The 17884-nt window shown below is 62.6% G+C and carries 16 protein-coding genes; 5 read left to right on the top strand and 11 right to left on the bottom strand.

Annotation, left to right across the window (positions count from 1 at the left end):
* The first annotated feature begins 2 nt into the window (after window positions 1–2).
* Together SB753_RS22985 and SB753_RS22980 are read left to right on the top strand one after the other, a co-directional pair.
* Window positions 3–299, top strand: coding sequence for a 4Fe-4S dicluster domain-containing protein (locus SB753_RS22985; protein WP_087751572.1), 297 nt, complete (start codon window positions 3–5; stop codon window positions 297–299).
* 104 nt (window positions 300–403) lie between these two features.
* Complete coding sequence (locus SB753_RS22980) at window positions 404–1120, top strand: O-methyltransferase (protein WP_410802007.1); 717 nt, start codon at window positions 404–406, stop codon at window positions 1118–1120.
* 60 nt (window positions 1121–1180) lie between these two features.
* Here SB753_RS22980 and SB753_RS22975 read toward each other — a convergent pair whose 3' ends face one another.
* The 9 genes from SB753_RS22975 to SB753_RS22935 all read right to left on the bottom strand — a co-directional run bounded on the left by SB753_RS22975 (window position 1181) and on the right by SB753_RS22935 (window position 11153).
* Complete coding sequence (locus SB753_RS22975) at window positions 1181–2797, bottom strand: MFS transporter (RefSeq protein ID WP_410802005.1); 1617 nt, start codon at window positions 2795–2797, stop codon at window positions 1181–1183.
* A gap of 110 nt (window positions 2798–2907) precedes the next feature.
* Window positions 2908–3930 carry an LLM class flavin-dependent oxidoreductase gene (locus SB753_RS22970; protein ID WP_410802003.1) on the bottom strand — a complete coding sequence of 341 codons (1023 nt, stop codon included), beginning with the start codon at window positions 3928–3930 and terminating at the stop codon, window positions 2908–2910.
* A gap of 191 nt (window positions 3931–4121) precedes the next feature.
* The gene (locus SB753_RS22965) at window positions 4122–4472 is read right to left on the bottom strand and encodes a hypothetical protein (RefSeq protein ID WP_410802001.1); all 351 of its coding nucleotides are present in this window, start codon (window positions 4470–4472) and stop codon (window positions 4122–4124) included.
* A gap of 492 nt (window positions 4473–4964) precedes the next feature.
* A complete protein-coding gene (locus tag SB753_RS22960; RefSeq protein WP_020065236.1) occupies window positions 4965–5630 on the bottom strand; it encodes a DUF799 domain-containing protein in 666 nt (221 codons plus the stop codon).
* Window positions 5631–5644: 14 nt separating this feature from the next.
* Window positions 5645–6010: a DUF4810 domain-containing protein gene (locus tag SB753_RS22955; protein WP_410801999.1), complete on the bottom strand. Its 366-nt coding sequence runs from the start codon at window positions 6008–6010 to the stop codon at window positions 5645–5647.
* 55 nt (window positions 6011–6065) lie between these two features.
* Complete coding sequence (locus tag SB753_RS22950) at window positions 6066–6743, bottom strand: CsgG/HfaB family protein (RefSeq protein WP_410801997.1); 678 nt, start codon at window positions 6741–6743, stop codon at window positions 6066–6068.
* Between the two features lie 618 nt (window positions 6744–7361).
* Window positions 7362–8681, bottom strand: a complete 1320-nt coding sequence (locus SB753_RS22945; RefSeq protein WP_027775631.1) for an MFS transporter — start codon at window positions 8679–8681, stop codon at window positions 7362–7364.
* A gap of 222 nt (window positions 8682–8903) precedes the next feature.
* A complete protein-coding gene (locus SB753_RS22940) occupies window positions 8904–9662 on the bottom strand; it encodes an SDR family oxidoreductase (protein ID WP_027775630.1) in 759 nt (252 codons plus the stop codon).
* Between the two features lie 51 nt (window positions 9663–9713).
* The gene (locus SB753_RS22935; RefSeq protein ID WP_087751327.1) at window positions 9714–11153 is read right to left on the bottom strand and encodes an aldehyde dehydrogenase family protein; all 1440 of its coding nucleotides are present in this window, start codon (window positions 11151–11153) and stop codon (window positions 9714–9716) included.
* A 277-nt stretch (window positions 11154–11430) separates the two neighbouring features.
* Between SB753_RS22935 and ppa the strand changes: the two genes are divergently transcribed.
* Together ppa and SB753_RS22925 are read left to right on the top strand one after the other, a co-directional pair.
* Window positions 11431–11958: an inorganic diphosphatase gene (ppa, locus tag SB753_RS22930; RefSeq protein WP_027775628.1), complete on the top strand. Its 528-nt coding sequence runs from the start codon at window positions 11431–11433 to the stop codon at window positions 11956–11958.
* 321 nt (window positions 11959–12279) lie between these two features.
* Window positions 12280–14379, top strand: a complete 2100-nt coding sequence (locus SB753_RS22925) for an FUSC family protein (RefSeq protein ID WP_410801995.1) — start codon at window positions 12280–12282, stop codon at window positions 14377–14379.
* 12 nt (window positions 14380–14391) lie between these two features.
* Here the strand turns inward: SB753_RS22925 and SB753_RS22920 are convergent, their stop codons facing one another.
* Together SB753_RS22920 and SB753_RS22915 are read right to left on the bottom strand one after the other, a co-directional pair.
* The gene (locus SB753_RS22920; protein ID WP_410801993.1) at window positions 14392–14718 is read right to left on the bottom strand and encodes a GIY-YIG nuclease family protein; all 327 of its coding nucleotides are present in this window, start codon (window positions 14716–14718) and stop codon (window positions 14392–14394) included.
* A 9-nt stretch (window positions 14719–14727) separates the two neighbouring features.
* Complete coding sequence (locus tag SB753_RS22915; protein WP_027775625.1) at window positions 14728–15897, bottom strand: GNAT family N-acetyltransferase; 1170 nt, start codon at window positions 15895–15897, stop codon at window positions 14728–14730.
* 156 nt (window positions 15898–16053) lie between these two features.
* On the opposite strand from SB753_RS22915, the gene SB753_RS22910 reads away from it, so the two are divergent.
* A complete protein-coding gene (locus SB753_RS22910) occupies window positions 16054–17787 on the top strand; it encodes an NAD+ synthase (protein WP_410801991.1) in 1734 nt (577 codons plus the stop codon).
* The last annotated feature ends 97 nt before the right edge of the window (window positions 17788–17884 follow it).

Here is a 17884-nt window from a genome sequence, read left to right as displayed (position 1 = left end):
ACATGCGCGAGATATCAACGGCGGACTGCAAACAGAAGCCGGGCGTGATTGCGCCAGTCGTCGACCTGAAACGTTGCGAAGGTAAGGGCGATTGTCTGGATGTCTGTCCCGAGAATGTGTTTGAGATCCGGCGCATCGACGACGTCGATTATCTGAGTCTCGGTCTCATGCATCGTTTCAAGCTGCGTGTGCATGGAATGAAGGTCGCCTACACGCCAAACGCGGACGCGTGCCGGTCGTGCGGTCTCTGCGTGAGCGCATGTCCTGAACGCGCAATCAAGCTTGCCAGAACGGCATAACGTCCAACGTCTTTACTGATGGCGTAACGACATCGCCCGCTGCCCGATGAACCGGGCAGCGCCGGGCGCATCATCAACACTACCGATCTCGTCAAGGAGCGCACATGACCTCGTCAAGCGCAGTTCTTTTGCGGCGGCTTCACGAACAGAGCCAGACAGAAGTGATAGCCCGCGCACAGGCGCAGTTCGATGGATCGAGTGACGAATTCCTGACTCTCGCGGAGGAATACGACACGCTCGCACCTCGACTGCGCGGGCGGTTTCTCGAAACGCTCGGACTATCTAGCGAAGATTTCGAGTCGTCGCAAGGCACTTCTTTATCGTTAGCCGTGTCAGCGAAAACGGGTAAGTTTCTGCACAACATGGTGCTTTCGCATAAACCGGCTCGAATTCTCGAACTCGGCAGTTCCTGCGGCGTGTCCACGCTGTATCTCGCCGAAGCCCTTCGCACGTTGGGCAGTGGAATGGTGACAGCGACCGAAGCCGACGCACTCAAGTGTGCGCAACTTCGGGCCAACGTCAAAGCGGCGGGCGTAGAGGCTTATGTTGACCTGTGGGTGGGCGACGCCTTTCAGACCGTTGCCCAACTGGAAGGCACTTTCGATATGGTGTTTATCGACGTATGGGCCAACACCTATCTGAATCTCTTCAAGCAGATTGAGCGGCTGCTGCGCCCTGGCTCTATCGTTCTCGCCGACAACATGTACACGGCCGAGGACGCCGTTCAGCCGTACAAGCGCTACCTTGACGACGATCCGCGCTTTTCGTCAACGACGCTCGACTTCGAATCGGGGCTCGAATTTACAGTCGTCGTTTCTTAAGCTGGCAAAGAACGGGCTTCCGGGATGCCGCGAGCAGACATGTTCGGTGAGCGAAGCGCGTCACCTGCGCGGCTCGATGGTGGCGAAGGCGAGCGCCGCTCCTGCGAACGCGCATGCTGCGGACACTAGCGCGACGGCGCGCAGCGCGTCAACAATGGCGTCGGCTTCCGCCTGCGCCGCGAGTGTCTGCGAATGCGTAGGAAGAGCATCGGTGGCTGCGGCACGGGGTTGCGCGTCCAATTGCAGTAACGCGGTCTGGCGTGCATCGTGAGGAACCTGCAGTTCGTCCAGGCGCGCCGACAGCGCTGCGTTATGCGACCACACGAACACAATGCCGAGTACCGCAACCGCCAGCAGGCTCGCCACGCGTGCGACCGCGTTGTTGATCCCCGAGGCGACGCCTGCGCGGTGGCCCGGCACTGAGGCCATCACGGTCGTCGTGAGTGGTGCGACCGTGACGGTCATGCCGAGCCCGAGCACGACGAGCGCGGGGAAGATTCCGGTCCAGAAACTGCCGCGCACGAACGGCAGCGCAAGCATCGCAAAACCGATTCCGGCGATGCACGGGCCAGCGCTCAATAGGGCCCGCGAACCGAAGCGAGTCGTCAGACCGCCCGTCAAGCGCGACAACGAGCCGATGATCACGGGCACCGGCAGCAACGCTGCGCCCGCCTCGGTGGCGGTGTAGCCGTGTGCGCGGATCAGCGTGAACGGCAGGAAGAAAAATGCGCCGCCCAGACCGAAGTAAAGCAGCAGCGTGACCAAGTTCGCGCCGGTGAAATCGCGCGAGCGGAACACTTCGAGCGGCATCATCGGGTCACGGCTCTTCGCTTCGATCATCACGAATGCAGCCAGCACGAGCACCCCAACGCCGATGGCGCAAAGTACGATGGGATGCGCGAAACCACGCGCCGACGCCTCGGTCAGGCCATAGGTAAGTGCGGCGAGCCCCGCTGCCGCGCTCAGCGCGCCAGGCCAGTCCAACTGTTGAGGCGCATCTGGCTTGTGGCTGTTCGGCACCGACAAAACGGCAAGCGCAATGGTTGCCGCTGCGAGCGGGACGTTGAGAAAGAAGATCGCGCGCCACGACAACGCGTCGACGAGCAAGCCGCCGGCCACTGGACCCAGCGCCGACGTGATCGCGCCGACACCTGCCCACGTTCCGATTGCCCGTCCGCGCTCTTCGCCATCGAACACGGCGCCAATGATCGCGAGGCTGCTGGGCACGAAGAGCGCCGCGCCAATGCCCTGCACCGCACGCCCGGCGATCAGTGAGCCCGCGTTCGGCGCGAGCCCGCAAGCGGCCGACGCCAGCGTGAAGACCGCGACACCCGCAATGAACACCGTGCGGCGGCCGAGTTTGTCGCCCATCGATCCGCCCACCAGTACGAGCGATCCCAGAAAGAGAAGGTAGGCGTTGACGATCCACTGCATCGACGCGACGCTCGCGTGCAACTCGCTCTGGATGGCGGGTAATGCGACATTGACGACAGAGCCGTCGATAAACGCCATGCTCGAGCCGAGGATCGTCGCGGCGAGCGCCAGACGTTTGCGCCGGCACGGACTGTCGAGCGCAGTGGGCTGCGCGCGGATGATGAGCTCGTCGCACGGGCTCGCTTGAGCAGCGACGCCGTGCGTGGGATGTGGGTCGTTATCAAGAACGTGCGGGTCGGCCATGCTCGCTCCAGTGCTGGTCGATGGTGACTAGCATAGCAACTGGAGCGAAGTGGCGTGCAAACGTAGACCGTCGCCAGAACGTTCCCGCCGGCGAGCGCCAGTCCGCCGTACTAACGCCAGCCGAGCGCCGGGGCAACATGCGTCAGGATCGATTCGATGACGTGTGCGCAGTACTCCACGCCAAGCTGGTTCGGTACGGTCAGCAGTAGCGTGTCGGCTTCTGCGATCGCCTCGTCCGCTGCAAGCTGCTTCACGAGCGTATCGGGCGGTGCTGCGTAGCTGCGCCCGAAAATCGTTCGGATGTTGTCGTCGAGCAGACCGACCGTGTCGTCGCTATTCGCATCGCGTCCGAAATACATCCGGTCGCGATCGTTCATCAGCGCGAAAATGCTGCGGCTGACCGACACGCGCGGCTCTCGCGTGTGTCCGGCTTCTTTCCACGCCTGCCGATACGCCCGGATCTGCTCGGCTTGCTGGATATGAAGAGGGCGGCCCGACTCATCGTTCTTCAGTGTCGAGCACTGCAGGTTCATGCCCATTCCGGCCGCCCAGACCGCCGTCGCATCTGAGCCCGAACCCCACCAGATCCGGTCGCGCAACCCCTCGGAGTGAGGCTCGACCCGAAGCAGTCCCGGCGGGTTTGCAAACATCGGTCGCGGATTCGGTTCAGCAAAGCCCTCGCCGCGCAGCACTTCATAAAACACCTCGGTGTGGTGCCGCGCGAGATCGGCATGCGTCTCGCCCTCGCTGGGCGCATAACCGAAGTAACGCCACCCGTCGATCACCTGTTCGCCGGAGCCTCGGCTGATGCCAAGTTGCAGGCGCCCGCCCGCGATCAGATCGGCCGCCCCAGCGTCTTCCGCCATGTAGAGCGGGTTTTCATAACGCATGTCGATGACAGCGGTGCCGATCTCAATGCGGCTCGTTTTCGCACCGACCGCAGCCAGAAGCGGGAACGGCGACGCTAGCTGGCGCGCGAAATGATGCACGCGAAAAAACGCGCCGTCGGCCCCGAGTTCCTCGGCAGCGACAGCGAGCTCGATGGATTGCAGCAGGGCATCGGAGGCTGAACGTGTGAGTGAATGTCGCGATGGACTCCAATGGCCAAACGAGAGAAAACCGATCTTTTTCATAACAGTCCTGCCAGCATGCGTAGGTGGGCGATAACGGCATCTTGCCCGAGTCGGGCAGATGGCGCTCGCTGCGCGAGCCGTGCGCCGACGATTGCGCGCTCGGGTATTGCGTTGCTGATCGAGGTGCAAAATCGGTGGACGCCGATGATGCCGATTACGAGCGAGTCAGACGCTTGCCCTTGTCGAATCGCCTATTTGCCTGCACCGATGGAAGGAACGCAAGTCAGCACGAGAACTCCTCCGTTATTCGCGGCAGAGCTGACTGTTGCCTGATGAGATTCTCGAGACCCGCACGACCATTCGGCAACGAAATCGGCTTTGCAGGCCCTTCGAATACGGGAGGTCGCCGGCGAGAAAACCGGGTAGCGGCAGGTATCGACATCGTTACAGTGCAGAGCCAACGCACGAGTCGAATTGCCATGATGAGCGCCACAATTAGCGCCATAGGTGCCCGATTCGATTCGGATGGTGCCAGCGAAGGTGTTCACGCTCGCCCCGAAAAGATCAGCAAGCGAAAGAAGCGTGCAGATTGCTCGGATCATGATTGCCTCCAGGCGTCACTATTGCCCCGCGAAGACGGGCCGCCAGGTGAGCGATCGCCGGTGACGCCTGCGTCCTGCAGGAAGCACGTCGCCGAGTGCGCTATTCAAGTGTAGGTTGAAATTGGGTTTTCGCACTGGCAGGCACTGGCTGCCTGAGGCCGGCTATTCGCGACCGCAGCGGAGTTTGTTACGAGGGAAATTTGCACGTCGATGGTGGTCGGCATGCGGGGCATTAGGCGGTGTTAGGCGAGGCGTTGTAAGTCGCGCCGCGCAGTGCAGAGTGGTGATCGATATTCCTGGGGAAGGGCGGGCGTCGCGTTCGCGAAGTTCTGCCGCCGAGCGTGTACTTGGCCAGACCGACCGATCTTTGGAACGTGGCTGACCGACGCCGTCAACCTGGTTTGCGCTGTGTTTGCGTGGATTTGCGAGGTGGTGCCTGGTCTCGCCGATGCAAAACGCCTCGGCGAGACTCGTCGCAAGCGCGAACGCCGCTTAGTCCGTGCCGTACTTTGGCGAGCGCGGACCGTAGAGCAGGCCCGTCGGCGCTCCCGCGTGCAGCAGACGATAGCTCGTGATACCGGCAATATCGTGGCTCTTGTCCGTGAGCGAGTTCGCGATCTGCTTGACCGCCGCCATCACGAGCATGCCTATCAGGCCACCGCCACCGTTGTTGTTGCCTTCTTCGCTGTTGGCCGTCGCGGCGCCTTGCCAGAGCACATCGCCGCTCTTCAGATCGACGAGTTTCGCCGACGCCGTCACCACCGTCGCGCTGACCAGCACGCGATACTGCGTGCCGTATTGCGAGATCGTCGAGTACAGGACCGCATCCGCGCCGAAGATCTCTCGCAGCTTCGCCGGCGATGTCTGCTGGATATCACCCGCCGTCGTGACGCCGTTCTGCTTGAACGTTTCCTCCATTACGGCGACCGGGATCACGTAGTAGCCCGCCTCGGCGAGTGGCATCGTCATCTGCGAGAGCACGCTGTTCGACGCATTCACATCCGTCGTCGTGTTATCGGGCGGCAGCACGAGGATCGAGCGCGGATGCGCATGCTTGAACGCCGTGTAATCCAAGTGCTTCGCGGGCTGCGCGCAAGCGGCGAGCAGCGCGAGCGCGGACAGCGCCAGCGAGAGCTTGAGAGAAGAGATTCTGGACATATCGGTACGCTCGCTTATTGTTGTTTCGATTTCTTCATCAGGAAGTCCATGTAGGTCGCCGCCTCCGGGAAGAGCTGCTTCTCGGCGTCGAATTCCTGCATGGCGTTCGTGTCGTTACCGACGTTCGCGTACAGCATGCCCAGTTGCGCATGGAAGCCGGGCGGCGGCGTGTTGCCCTTCGCGTTGATTTGCTGCCGCGCCTTTTCGAGCGCGTCGATCTGTTCCTGCGGGCCCTTTTCACCCTTCAGGTAGTCGTAGACGCTGGGCTGGTAGCCGGTCCACTGATAGAGCGGTGGCGTAGTGTTCGCGCAGCCCGCGAGCAGCAGCATTGCTGTCGTGACGGGCAGGCGAAGGCCTCGAAGCATGCCGGTGTATTTCATGGGAACCCCGTAGTATTCGTTGTTTTATCGAGCAATAAATGTGGACGACGCGCGCTCAGCGAGCGGTGCGCAATGCGCCCACGTCGACCTGTTCGGCCAGATGGTTGACGGCTTCCTGGATCGCGAGGTCGAGGACTTTGCCGTTGAGCGTCGAGTCGTAGCTCGCGGTGCCGCCAAATCCGATGATCTGGCGATTGGAGAGGCTGTATTCGCCCGCGCCCTGCGCCGAGGCGACGACTTCCGAAGTCGTGGTATCGACGACGTTGATGCTGACCTTCGCGTATGCGATCTGGTTCTTACCGCTGCCAAGAATGCCGAATAGTTGGTGATCGCCGACTTCCTTGCGGCCGAATTCGGTGACGTCGCCGGTGATGACGAAATTCGCGCCCTTGATCGCCTGCGCCTTCTTGGTGAAGCCGGCTTCCTGGCGGATTTCGTCGAGGTTGTCGCGGTCAAGCACGTTGAAACGGCCGCTCTGTTGCAGCGAAGTGATCAGAATGGTCTTGGCCTGACTACCGAGACGATCGACGCCGTCGGAGAAAATGCCACGCATATAGCTCGAGCGGTTGTCGAACTTCCCGACCGAGATTTGCACGGCCTTGCCGACGGGCGGGCGCTGCGCGCTGGCCACCTGCGCAACCGGGAGTGAACGCGACGACTCTGTCGCACAGCCGCCTAGTGCCGCAATCGCGGCGGCGGCGAGGACGACGCCACAAGTTTTTGACACTTCCATCGATTCTCCTTGGTGTTGGAACGGGAACATCAGTCAGCGTGCGCGCGGGGCGCACGAGCGAAAGCGGCAAGAGAATGGGGAGCAGCGAGATGTGTCGCTGCGCGGCGGCGGTGCGCTCGCGCAAGGCGCGAGGCGTCCGAGCCGCGCGTATGTGGATACGGCGAACGTGGAAGGTGCAGTGCGTCGACGCACGCGTGGTTATTCCATCGGCGTTGCAAGTTTCTCGCTTCCGGCACGCGAGCGTGCGCGCCGAAGCTCCCCGGTTCTTATTGGTGTAGTGTGTTTTTTGAACTTGTACTCAAGTTTCCACACGGATCTATCGGCGGGTTTACCGGAAACTTTAGGAAAGTTGCGATTTAATGCGCGACGCATTTTGTCGACGCGCTTTTCAGTTTTATTTGGTTGCGATGGAAAGGGTCGTGAGCCTGAGTTCGATGATCCAGGAAACTGCCGTTCCTCTATTAGATGCCGACAACGTCGGCGATCCGCCACATTGCTGACGAAGAACCAATCCCCTCCAATGTCGCTCCTCCTGCGACGCCACCCCACTATCCCCCAAAAACAAAAAGCCCCGGCAGCACACAGCCACCGGGGCCCCACCACAAACAACGCTTCAACTCACCGATTAACCATCTTCGCCGGCACGCTAATCGCCAGCAACCCGCCAACGACCATAAACGCCGCAAGCATATACATCCCCGAATCATTAGCGGCAGTGGCCTGCTTCAACCAGCCGACAGCATACGGACTCAAAAACCCCGCGAGATTACCGATCGAATTAATCATCGCGATACCGGCAGCCGCACCCGTGCCCGCGAGAATCGCCGTAGGCAAACTCCAGAACAAAGGCAACGTAGTGAGAATGCCCATAGTCGCGAGCGTCAGAGAAGCCATCGCAAGCAGCGTGTTCTGCGCCCACACAACCGACAGCACCAAACCAATCGCGCCGGCGAAAGCGGGCAACGCGATATGCCAGCGCCGTTCGCGCGTACGGTCCGCGCTGCGCGCAACGAACACCATCGCGACGACCGCCGCCGCGAAGGGAACCGCCGACAGCAGACCGATCGCGAACGCATCGGTCACACCGGTCGCCTTGATGATAGTCGGCAGCCAGAAGCTCACGCCGTACAGACCCATCACGAACGAGAAGTACGTGAAGCTCAACATCAGCACGCGGCCGCTCGTCAGCACCTGACGGATCGGCATGTCGTGCTTGGTGGCTTCCTCGGCGGAAACGTGGCGCTCGAGCAGTTCCTTTTCCTCTTTCGTGAGCCACTTTGCTTTCGCAATGCGATCGTCGAGCGCAACGAACACCAGTATGCCGACGAGTACCGACGGTATCCCTTCCAGCAGGAAAAGCCATTGCCAGCCGTGCCAGCCGTTCATGCCATTGAACGTCTTGAGGATATAGCCCGACACCGGCCCGCCGATCACACCCGACAGCGCGATAGCCGTCATGAACCACGTCGTCATCCGTCCACGCCGGTGCGACGGATACCAGTACGTGAGATACAGAATGATGCCGGGAAAGAAGCCGGCTTCCGCGACGCCGAGCAGAAAGCGCATCACGTAGAACATGGTCGGCGTGGTGACGAACATGGTCAGCATGGAGATCACGCCCCAGGAGACCATGATCCGCGCGATCCACACTCGCGCGCCCACCTTGTGCAAGATCACATTGCTCGGAATCTCAAAGAAGAAATAGCCGACGAAGAAAATGCCCGCGCCAAAGCCATAAACCGCATCGCTCAAGCCGAGGTCGCTTGTCATTTGCAGCTTCGCAAAGCCGACGTTCACGCGGTCCAGATACGCGACCACATAGCAGAGCATCAGGAGCGGCGCGAGCCGCCAGTTGACCTTGCGATAGGTCGCCTCTTCGAAAGTGGAAGGCGGCGCGCCCGCGCCGGGATGGTGGAGCGGATTTGCGGGACTAGCCATGGTGTCTCCTCTTTTCTTGTCGAATTGAAGTGCCGCGTCGATTGATTCTAGCCGTGCGGCGCGGCTCGCACGGCAATTAGATACCGGGGGAAAACACTAAGCCCGTCAAGCGCCGCGCGTGAACGCGGCTTGCTCAGGGCGCGTCTATGAGCGCCATGAGCGGCGCTGCGACGACGAAGCCGAAGCCGAACGCAGCGCCAACGTCAACGTAGAACGCAAGCTCTACACGCAGCGCCCGCCATCCACTTCAAGACACACGCCGGTGATGAACTCCGCTTCGTCCGAAGCCAGATAGAGCGCGGCGTTGGCAATATCTTGCGGCGTCGAGAAGCGCCCGAGCGGAATGCCGGCGAGAAAGCGCTGACGGTTCTCAGGCGTATCTTCAACGCCCATGAATTCCGACAGCAGCGCCGTTTCGCCGATCACCGGATTCACGCAGTTCACGCGAATCCTGTCCGGGCCCAACTCCACGGCGAGCGACTTGCTCGCGATAATCACCGCGCCCTTGCTGCCGTTGTACCAGACGAGTCCGGGGCGCGGCCGCACGCCCGCCGTCGACGCAATGTTGATGAAGCTGCCGCCGCCTTGCTCGCGAAAATACGGCACGAACTCCTGCACGCTCCAGTAGATGCTTTTGACGTTCACCGCGTACACGCGGTCGAACTCGGCTTCGGTGACTTCGAGCACAGGTTTGTTGCGATGCGTGGTGCCCGCGTTATTGACGACTATCTGCACGCTGCCGAAGTCTTCGAGTGCCGCTTCACGCAGCTTCTGCCAGTCCTCGCGTTGCGCGACGTTGCCCGCGACGGCGATGGCCTTGCCACCGGCCAGCGCAATCTCGCTCGCGACGCGCTCGGCGGCGGGGCCGTTCAGATCGTTGACCACGACGTTCGCGCCTTCGCGCGCGTAGGTCTTCGCGATGCCTTCGCCGAAACCCGAGCCGCCACCCGTGACGATGGCCGTTTTACCTGTCAACCGCATAGTGTCTCCGCTGTTTGTTGTGAGTGGTGATGGATAAGTCCAGCTTGCGAACTAGCCGTGCCGGATCGCAATTGTCTTTAGCGCCGTGAAGCCATACAGCGCCTCGAAACCCTTTTCGCGCCCGTGGCCCGAATGCTTGACGCCGCCGAACGGCAGTTCGACGCCGCCGCCCGCGCCATAGTTGTTGATGAACACCTGGCCCGAACGCAGACGCCGCGCGAGGCGCATTTGCCGCGCGCCGTCGCGTGTCCAGATGCCCGCGACGAGGCCGTATTGCGTGCCGTTCGCGAGCGCGAGCGCTTCGTCTTCGTCGCTAAAGGACATCGCGGCGAGCACGGGTCCGAACACTTCGTCGCGTGCGAGACGGTGGCTCGCGGGCACATCGCGCAACAGCGTGGGCGCCTGATAGAAGCCGCTTTCCGGCGCTTCGGGAATTACCTCGCCATGCGCGGCCATTGCTATGCCGTCGTGTTGCGCGTCGGAGAGAAAGTCCCACACGCGCCGTTGCTGCTTCGCGTTAATAAGCGGCCCGCAGTCCAGATCCGCGTGCGAGGGGCCCACGCGCAGCGCGTTGAACGCGCCGCTCAGCCGGTCGAGCAAGGGCTCGTAAATCGCGCGGTCGATCAGCACGCGGCTGCCCGCCGAACATGTCTGCCCGGCGTTCTGCACGATCGCCGACACGAGTACCGGCAATGCGGCGTCGAGGTCTGCATCGGCAAAGACGAGTTGCGGCGACTTGCCGCCGAGTTCGAGCGTGACCGGCACGTGGTTTTCGGCGGCCATTTGTGTGACGAGCTTGCCGGTCTCGGGCGAGCCCGTGAACGAAATGTGATCGATGCCCGAGTGACGTGCGAGCGCCGCTCCCGCTTCATGTCCGTAACCAGTGACGATATTCAGCGCGCCTGCGGGCAGGCCCGCTTCGGCCGCCAGTTCGGCGACGCGCAGCACCGAGAGACACGCGTCTTCAGCCGGCTTGACGACGCATGCGTTGCCCACGGCAAGTGCCGCGCCCACGCTGCGGCCGAAAATCTGCATTGGATAATTCCACGGCACGATGTGGCCGGTCACGCCGTGCGGCTCGCGGATCGTCATCACCGTATAGCCGGCCTGATAGGGCAGTGTTTCGCCATGCAGTTTGTCGGCCGCCCCGGCATAAAACTCGAAGTAGCGCACGAGCGCGGCGGAATCGGCGCGTGCCTGTTTGAGCGGCTTGCCGGTGTCGCGGGCTTCGAGTTGCGCCAGTTCTTCCTGGCGCGCGGCGACGAGCATCGACAGCCGATACAGCACACGTCCGCGTTCCGCAGCGCTTGCCGCGCCCCATGCGCCTTCGAACGCGCGGCGCGCGGCGTGGACGGCGGCGTCGATATCCGCCGCGGTGCCCCGCGCAAGCTGCGTGAACGGCTGGCCGTCCGAAGGATCGAGCACGGCGATCGTCTCGCCGCCTGAAGCAGCGGACCATTCGCCGCCAATGAAGTGTCGGGCTTCTTCCATGCAGACTCCTTGAGATGTCGCGCAGCCGGCGTACGTTCAGCCACACGCCGAAGCGGATGCCGTTACGCGGTGTTCACAAACCAGAGGCACAATCGAGAGACGCCAGACGATTATCGCGCCGATCCGGCGGCGGATGCCATCGGCCGATTGGCTATAATGGCGCATTCCGCACTGTCCGGCCGCTGCGCTCCTGCTCGAGGCAAGTTTTACGATGCATGCCCTCGAGCCCACGCGCCGCATGCCGTGCTCCAAATTCCATCCTGACCAGAGAGCGCTCATGAGCTTCAATCACGTCCCCGCAGGCAAAGATCTTCCGCACGATTTCAACGTCATCATCGAAATCCCGGCGCAGAGCGACCCGGTGAAATACGAAGCCGACAAGGATCTGGGCCTTCTCGTCGTCGACCGTTTCATCGGCACCGGCATGCGCTATCCCGCCAACTACGGCTTCATTCCCCAAACGCTGTCGGGCGACGGCGACCCGGTCGACGTGCTGGTGATCACGCCGTTCCCGCTGCTGGCAGGCTCGGTGGTCCGCGCACGCGCGCTCGGCATGCTGCAAATGACCGACGAATCCGGCGTGGACGCAAAGCTGATCGCCGTCCCGCACGACAAGATCTGCCCGATGACTGCCGACCTGAAGTCGATCGACGACGTCCCGGCGTACCTGAAAGACCAGATCAAGCACTTCTTCGAGCAATACAAGGCGCTCGAGAAGGGCAAGTGGGTGAAGGTCGAAGGCTGGGCGGGTATCGAAGCCGCGCACAAGGAAATCAGCGAAGGCGTGGCGAACCACAAGAAGTAAGCGGCTCGACGCGGCGATCGGAAGAATCACTGCTTCGCCGATCCAGTCGCCTCATGCAAAAAACCGCGCGAGCCCGAAGGGGCCGCGCGGTTTTTTATTCGATGTGAGGATTGTGACGTCGAGCGTCGAAATGCTGGTATAGCCGCAGTGCATCCCGAAGATGAACCGAAGCCATTTTTATATCTCGGTGTAAACCCTTATTATTTGTGGCTCGCGGTGGATTCGGCTCACTGCCGGGACGTCTGCGAAAGCGCAGCAGCGAGCCCGCAACAAGCCCGCGCCAAACCAGCAACAAGCCCGCTTTGGGAGCACACCGTCCGGATGATGAACCGCAAGTCCAACCTGGCATCTTCTTCGCCCCGATGGTCGAATCGGCTGTATGCGATCGCGACGGCGATCTATCGCAAGCGGCCGGTATGGATGGTGTCGTTTTCCGCCAGCGAGGCGAGTCTCTCCGAAGGCTTGCGCGCCGCATGCGCGTCCACGGCGATGCTTGCGCTCGGCAATCTGCTGCACGATCCCACCTTCGCGTGGGCCGCGATCGGCGCGTTCTGGACCTGTCTCGCGGATGCCGCCGGTTCGAACCGCGCCCGCTTTGCCTCGATGATGGGCTTCGCGCTTCTCTCCACGCTATGCGGCGGACTGACCGCTTTCGCGTCGGCAGAGGGAACGGCGTTCGCCGCGCTTGCGTTGCTTATTTTCACGAGCCTCGGCGCGTTCGGACGCATCTGGGGCGCTGCGACGTCGCAAGTGACGATTCTCGCCGCGACCGCTTGCGTCGTGATGGTTGACCGGCCCATGCACGATGTGCGCGAAGGTCTTGCATTTCTCGGCGTCTATCTGATCGGCTGTCTGTTCGCGGTCGCGTTGAGCCTGACCGTCTGGCGCATCCATCCATTCGGCGCGAGCCGTGCTTCACTGCGGACGGTGTATGTGCGGCTCGCGGACATCGCGCTCGACAGCGCGCGTCTGCTTCAGCAGCGCAGCACCCCGCGAGAGTGGGCGACGCACGCCGCAAAATTCCGCGCGGATGCGCGCGCGGCGCTCGAACGCTCCCGCAAGGCGCTGGCCAGCGTGCCGGCGACGCGAACCGGCGCACGTGAGGCGTACGACACGCTGCTCGCGTTGCTGACCGAGGGCGAGGCGTTGTTCGCCTATCTGATCGCCGTCTCCGGTGCGTGCGAAAAAATGCCCGGCGATGAACGGCGCGCGACGCGTCTCCTCACGGGCATGGGCGAGACGCTGCGCAGCATCGGCGCACAGGCGAACGAAGGGCGCTGGGAGCTTCTCGCCGAGTTGCAACTCCGTGTGCGGCGGCTCGCGGGGCGCCTTGAAAACGCGCTGATGGAGCCGGTGAAACTCAAGTCAGACTTCGAGCTCGTCGATTTCACGCCGGTGCAAGCGCCGCCGCCGCGCTTCGCGGACAGCGTCGCTGCAACGCTTGCGCGCGTCTGGGCGACGCTGAAGGCGAACCTGTCGCTCAAGTCGGTCGGTTTGCGTCACGCGGCGCGCGTGGGCGTGACGACGACTGCGGGCTTTCTCGTGATCCGCGCGCTCGGCTTGCCGTTCGGCTATTGGGCGACGATGGCGACGCTGCTGATCCTGCAGCCTTCGATCGCGGCGACCTGGCCGCGCAGTATCGAGCGCGCGGCGGGCAGCATCGTCGGCGGCGTGCTGGCCGCGGGCATCGGCTATGCGATTCATTCGCCGCTCGGTATTTCGCTCGCGGTCTTTCCGCTCGTCATGGCGACGATGGCATTGCGCCCCGTCAGCTACAGCCTGTTCGTGCTGTTCCTCACGCCGACCTTCGTGCTGGTGGCCGACTTCGCGACACCGGGCGCAAGTGAATTCGCATACGCGCTTACACGGCTCGGCAACAATGTGCTCGGCTGCGTGCTGGCGCTTTTCGCGACGTTTTATTTGTGGCCGACGCGGGAGAAGGGCGACTACCGCACGTATCTCAGCGACGCGGTCCGCGCGAATCTCGCGTATCTGATCGCGACGCTCGAATCGCCTCGTCGAAGCGAAAAGGACATGGAGCGTTTGCGCCGCGCGGCCGGTCTCGGCAGCAACAACGCCGAGGAAGCCATCGCACGGATTCGCCTCGAAAAGCTGGAGGACTCGCTAGTCGATACGGTAACGCTGACGGTGTTGAGTCTGTTGCGCAAGATGGCGGGCACGGCGACGCAGCTTCGGCTGAGTGCGAACCGGCGCGAGATGCAGGATAGCCACGGCGAGCTTCGCGTGTGGCTCGCGGCTGTGAACGCCGATATCGAGGCCGCGCTGAATCGAACGATTTTGCCGCTGCGACACGACCTTCCGGCGCGCGAGGGGCTGACGTCGCTCGAAGCCGATGCGGTGGGTGAGCTTGCGCTGATGCAGCGCTTACTCACCGAACGCATGCGCGAGGCGCGGGGCTAAGCAACCGCGCCGTCAGGCTGCGCCGTTTTCCTCGGTCGCCTCTTCGGCGTTGGTCGAATCAGGTTCCACGACCGGCACCACCGACTCGAGCGTGCGTCCGCCCGCTGCGAGCACGCGCTTTTCCGAGGGCGCAAGGCGCTTCACCCAATACTCGGCACGCGAAGCACTGGAGCGGTCCGCCAGTTCGAACGATGCCAGCACGCGCACCGGCTTGCGCGAACGGGTATAGCGCGCGCCCGCGCCGCTCACGTGTTTGTCGAAGCGCGCCTGCACGTCGGTTGCGATGCCGGTATAGACGCTGCCGTCCGAGCATTCGAGCAGATAAAGAAACCACGCCATGGACGCGCTTCAGCCTTTGAACGGATTGTGTTCGCGCAGCTCGTCCACATACGCGTGGATGCTGTTCTTTTCATTGTCGAGGAAGTGGCCGACGGCATCGGCGAAAGCGGGATGCGCGAGCCAGTGCGCCGAGCGCGTGACCGTGGGCAAAAAGCCTCGGGCCATCTTGTGTTCGCCCTGGGCGCCGCCTTCGAATGCGCCGAGCTTTTCTTCGATGCAAAATTCGAGCGGCTGGTAGTACGCGGTTTCGAAGTGCAGGCACGGCACGTGTTCGAGCGCGCCCCAGTAACGGCCGTATAGCGTGCCGCCCGTTTTCGCGTCGCGCTGATAAACGACGAGCGAGCTCGCGATTGGCTTGCCTTCATATTCGGCGATCACCAGCAGCAGATTCTCCGGCATCGACGCGCCGATCATGCGGAAAAAATCGAGGTTCAGATACGGAGTCGAAAAGTGCTCGCGGTAAGTTTGCCGATAACACTTGCTGAAGAAGCGCCAGTCGGCGTCCTGAATGTCCTCGCCGCGAATCCTGCGCATCGTGACGCCTGCCTCGTGTACTTTGCGGCGTTCCGCACGGATGTTCTTGCGCTTCTTCTGTTCGAGCGTCGAGAGGAAATCGTCGAAGTCGCGGTAGCCGTCGTTGAGCCAGTGGAACTGCACGCCTTCGCGTTGCATCATGCCCATGTCGGCGAGCGCACCCGCTTCGGCTTCGGTCGGAAACAGCACGTGCAGTGAGGACACATCGGCCTGCTCGGCGAACGCCATCAATGTGGCCGCGAGATGCCGCAGCGCGTGCGCGTCGGCGGACAACAGCCGGTTGCCCTGCACGGGCGTGAACGGCACGGCGCACAGGAGCTTCGGGTAGTAGGGCAAGCCGTTGCGCTTGTAGGCGTCGGCCCAGGCCCAGTCGAACACGTACTCGCCATACGAGTGACCCTTCAGATAAACCGGCGCGGCCGCCGCGAGCTTGCCGGTCAGCGGGTCGGTCAGCGTGACGAATTGCGGCGCCCAGCCCGTGTCCGCAACCGCGCAACGGGTTGCGTGCAGCGCGCTTAGAAACTCATGCCGCAGAAAAGGCGTGGGCTGTGGCTGCTGAGCGAGAAGGGCGTTCCATTCGGCCGCGTCCACCTCGGAGGGCGACGCCAGAATGCCCGTGCGATAATCAAAGCGTTCCTGATTCAACTTGTGTGACTGTCCCAATGAGCGACGCGGCGCGCGTTATATAACGTCAAGCACTGCGTCGTTCGTTTATCCGAGTTGGCCGTTCCGTCGAGCCCAAAACAAGCCGCTTTATTTGCAAGCCCTCCGCAAGCTCTTCGCTTGCCCGTCGATCCTGCCATGAAGACACGAATCGCTCTCGCTCAAATCAATGTCACCGTCGGCGATTTCGCCGGCAACGTCGCGAAAATCGTCGCTGCCGCGCGTGACGCGCACAACGCCGGTGCGAAGCTGCTGGTCGCGCCGGAACTCGCGTTATCCGGCTATCCGCCCGAAGACCTGCTGCTGCGCCCCGCGTTCTATACCGCGAGCGCCGCTGCATTGGCGGATCTCGCCGCGCAACTGAAGCCGTTTGCCGGCCTGCATGTGATTGTCGGCCATCCGTTACGCGAGGTGGGCGACAGCGCGGCCCAGGGTCATGGTAATGCAAACGCGCCGATCCAGCGCGGCGTGCCGCCGGTCGATACGTTCAACGCGGCTTCGCTGCTTGTCGACGGCAAGGTAGCGGGCACCTATCGAAAGCAGGATCTGCCCAACACCGAGGTGTTCGACGAGAAGCGCTATTTCGCATCGGACGCGCAGCCGTTCGTGTTCGAGCTCGACGGCGTCAGGTACGGCGTGGTGATCTGTGAAGACGCGTGGCATGCGTCGTCCGCGCAAATGGCGAAGGCCGCGGGCGCGCAGGTGCTGCTGATTCCGAACGGCTCGCCGTTCCACCTGAACAAGGAAGCGGTGCGCTTCGACATTCTGCGAGCGCGGATTCGCGAGACCGGGCTGCCGATGGTCTACGTCAACATGGTCGGCGCGCAGGACGAACTCGTGTTCGACGGCGGGTCGTTCGTGCTCGACGCGCAGGGCGAACTGGTCGCGAAGATGCCGCAGTTCGAGGAGGCGACCGCAATCGTCGAATTTGACGCGGCTCGCCCGGTGCGCGACGAAACCGAGGGCAGCAACAGCGGCGGCAACGGCGGCATCGCGCCGGAGCTTTCGCTCGAAGCGCAGGTTTATGCGGCGCTCGTGATGGGTGTGCGCGATTACGTCAACAAGAACGGCTTTCCGGGCGCGCTCATCGGCCTGTCGGGCGGTGTCGATTCGGCGCTGGTGCTGGCGGTCGCGTGCGACGCACTCGGCGCCGAGCGCGTGCGCGCGGTGATGATGCCGTCGCGCTACACGGCTGACATTTCGACCACTGACGCCGCGGAAATGGCACGCCGCGTCGGCGTACGCTACGACGAAATTGCGATCGCGCCGATGTTCGACGCGTTCCGCAGCTCGCTCGCGCAAGAATTCGAGGGCCGGCCGGAAGATGCCACCGAGGAAAACATTCAGGCGCGTATTCGCGGCACCTTGTTGATGGCGCTGTCGAACAAGTTCGGCTCGATCGTGCTGACCACCGGCAACAAGAGCGAAATGGCGGTGGGTTACTGCACGCTATATGGCGACATGGCCGGGGGCTTCGCGGTGATCAAGGACATCGCGAAGACGCTCGTCTATCGCCTCTGCCATTACCGCAATGAAGCCACGACGTTCGGCAAGCAGAATGTGATACCCGAGCGGATTTTGACGCGCGCGCCGTCCGCGGAATTGCGCGAGAACCAGACCGACCAGGACAGCCTGCCGCCCTATGACGTGCTCGACGCGATCATGCGCATGTATATGGAAGAGGACCGCTCGCTCGCGGAAATCATCGCCGCGGGTTATGCGGCCGAAGACGTGAAGCGCGTTACGCGGCTCATCAAGATCAACGAATATAAACGCCGACAGGCGCCGATCGGTATTCGCGTTACACATCGCGCGTTCGGTCGCGACTGGCGTTATCCGATCACGTCGCGCTACACCGAACCGGTGGAGTGAAGAGGCGCGCCGCTTGCGCCGGAGTGCCGCAACGCATCCGGCGCGGCGTAGAATAAAAATCATCCATTTCCTTTTCACTCTTCCAGTCACGAGACGA

Origin of the sequence: Paraburkholderia sp. SIMBA_053 (assembly GCF_046534895.1) — a bacterium.
GTDB classification, from domain to species: Bacteria; Pseudomonadota; Gammaproteobacteria; order Burkholderiales; family Burkholderiaceae; genus Paraburkholderia; species Paraburkholderia caledonica.
Note: the sequence above shows the minus strand (reverse complement) of the source record. Positions and strands in the feature narration are given on the sequence as shown.

Bases quoted from the DNA above. Each gene is read 5' to 3' on its own strand.
- SB753_RS22965 (WP_410802001.1), bottom strand. From the start codon at position 4,472: ATGATCCGAGCAATCTGCACGCTTCTTTCGCTTGCTGATCTTTTCGGG.
- SB753_RS22940 (WP_027775630.1), bottom strand. From the start codon at position 9,662: ATGCGGTTGACAGGTAAAACGGCCATCGTCACGGGTGGCGGCTCGGGT.
- SB753_RS22945 (WP_027775631.1), bottom strand. From the start codon at position 8,681: ATGGCTAGTCCCGCAAATCCGCTCCACCATCCCGGCGCGGGCGCGCCG.
- SB753_RS22925 (WP_410801995.1), top strand. From the start codon at position 12,280: ATGATGAACCGCAAGTCCAACCTGGCATCTTCTTCGCCCCGATGGTCG.
- SB753_RS22910 (WP_410801991.1), top strand. From the start codon at position 16,054: ATGAAGACACGAATCGCTCTCGCTCAAATCAATGTCACCGTCGGCGAT.
- ppa (WP_027775628.1), top strand. From the start codon at position 11,431: ATGAGCTTCAATCACGTCCCCGCAGGCAAAGATCTTCCGCACGATTTC.
- SB753_RS22975 (WP_410802005.1), bottom strand. From the start codon at position 2,797: ATGGCCGACCCGCACGTTCTTGATAACGACCCACATCCCACGCACGGC.
- SB753_RS22970 (WP_410802003.1), bottom strand. From the start codon at position 3,930: ATGAAAAAGATCGGTTTTCTCTCGTTTGGCCATTGGAGTCCATCGCGA.
- SB753_RS22980 (WP_410802007.1), top strand. From the start codon at position 404: ATGACCTCGTCAAGCGCAGTTCTTTTGCGGCGGCTTCACGAACAGAGC.
- SB753_RS22960 (WP_020065236.1), bottom strand. From the start codon at position 5,630: ATGTCCAGAATCTCTTCTCTCAAGCTCTCGCTGGCGCTGTCCGCGCTC.
- SB753_RS22985 (WP_087751572.1), top strand. From the start codon at position 3: ATGCGCGAGATATCAACGGCGGACTGCAAACAGAAGCCGGGCGTGATT.
- SB753_RS22955 (WP_410801999.1), bottom strand. From the start codon at position 6,010: ATGAAATACACCGGCATGCTTCGAGGCCTTCGCCTGCCCGTCACGACA.
- SB753_RS22920 (WP_410801993.1), bottom strand. From the start codon at position 14,718: ATGGCGTGGTTTCTTTATCTGCTCGAATGCTCGGACGGCAGCGTCTAT.
- SB753_RS22950 (WP_410801997.1), bottom strand. From the start codon at position 6,743: ATGGAAGTGTCAAAAACTTGTGGCGTCGTCCTCGCCGCCGCCGCGATT.
- SB753_RS22935 (WP_087751327.1), bottom strand. From the start codon at position 11,153: ATGGAAGAAGCCCGACACTTCATTGGCGGCGAATGGTCCGCTGCTTCA.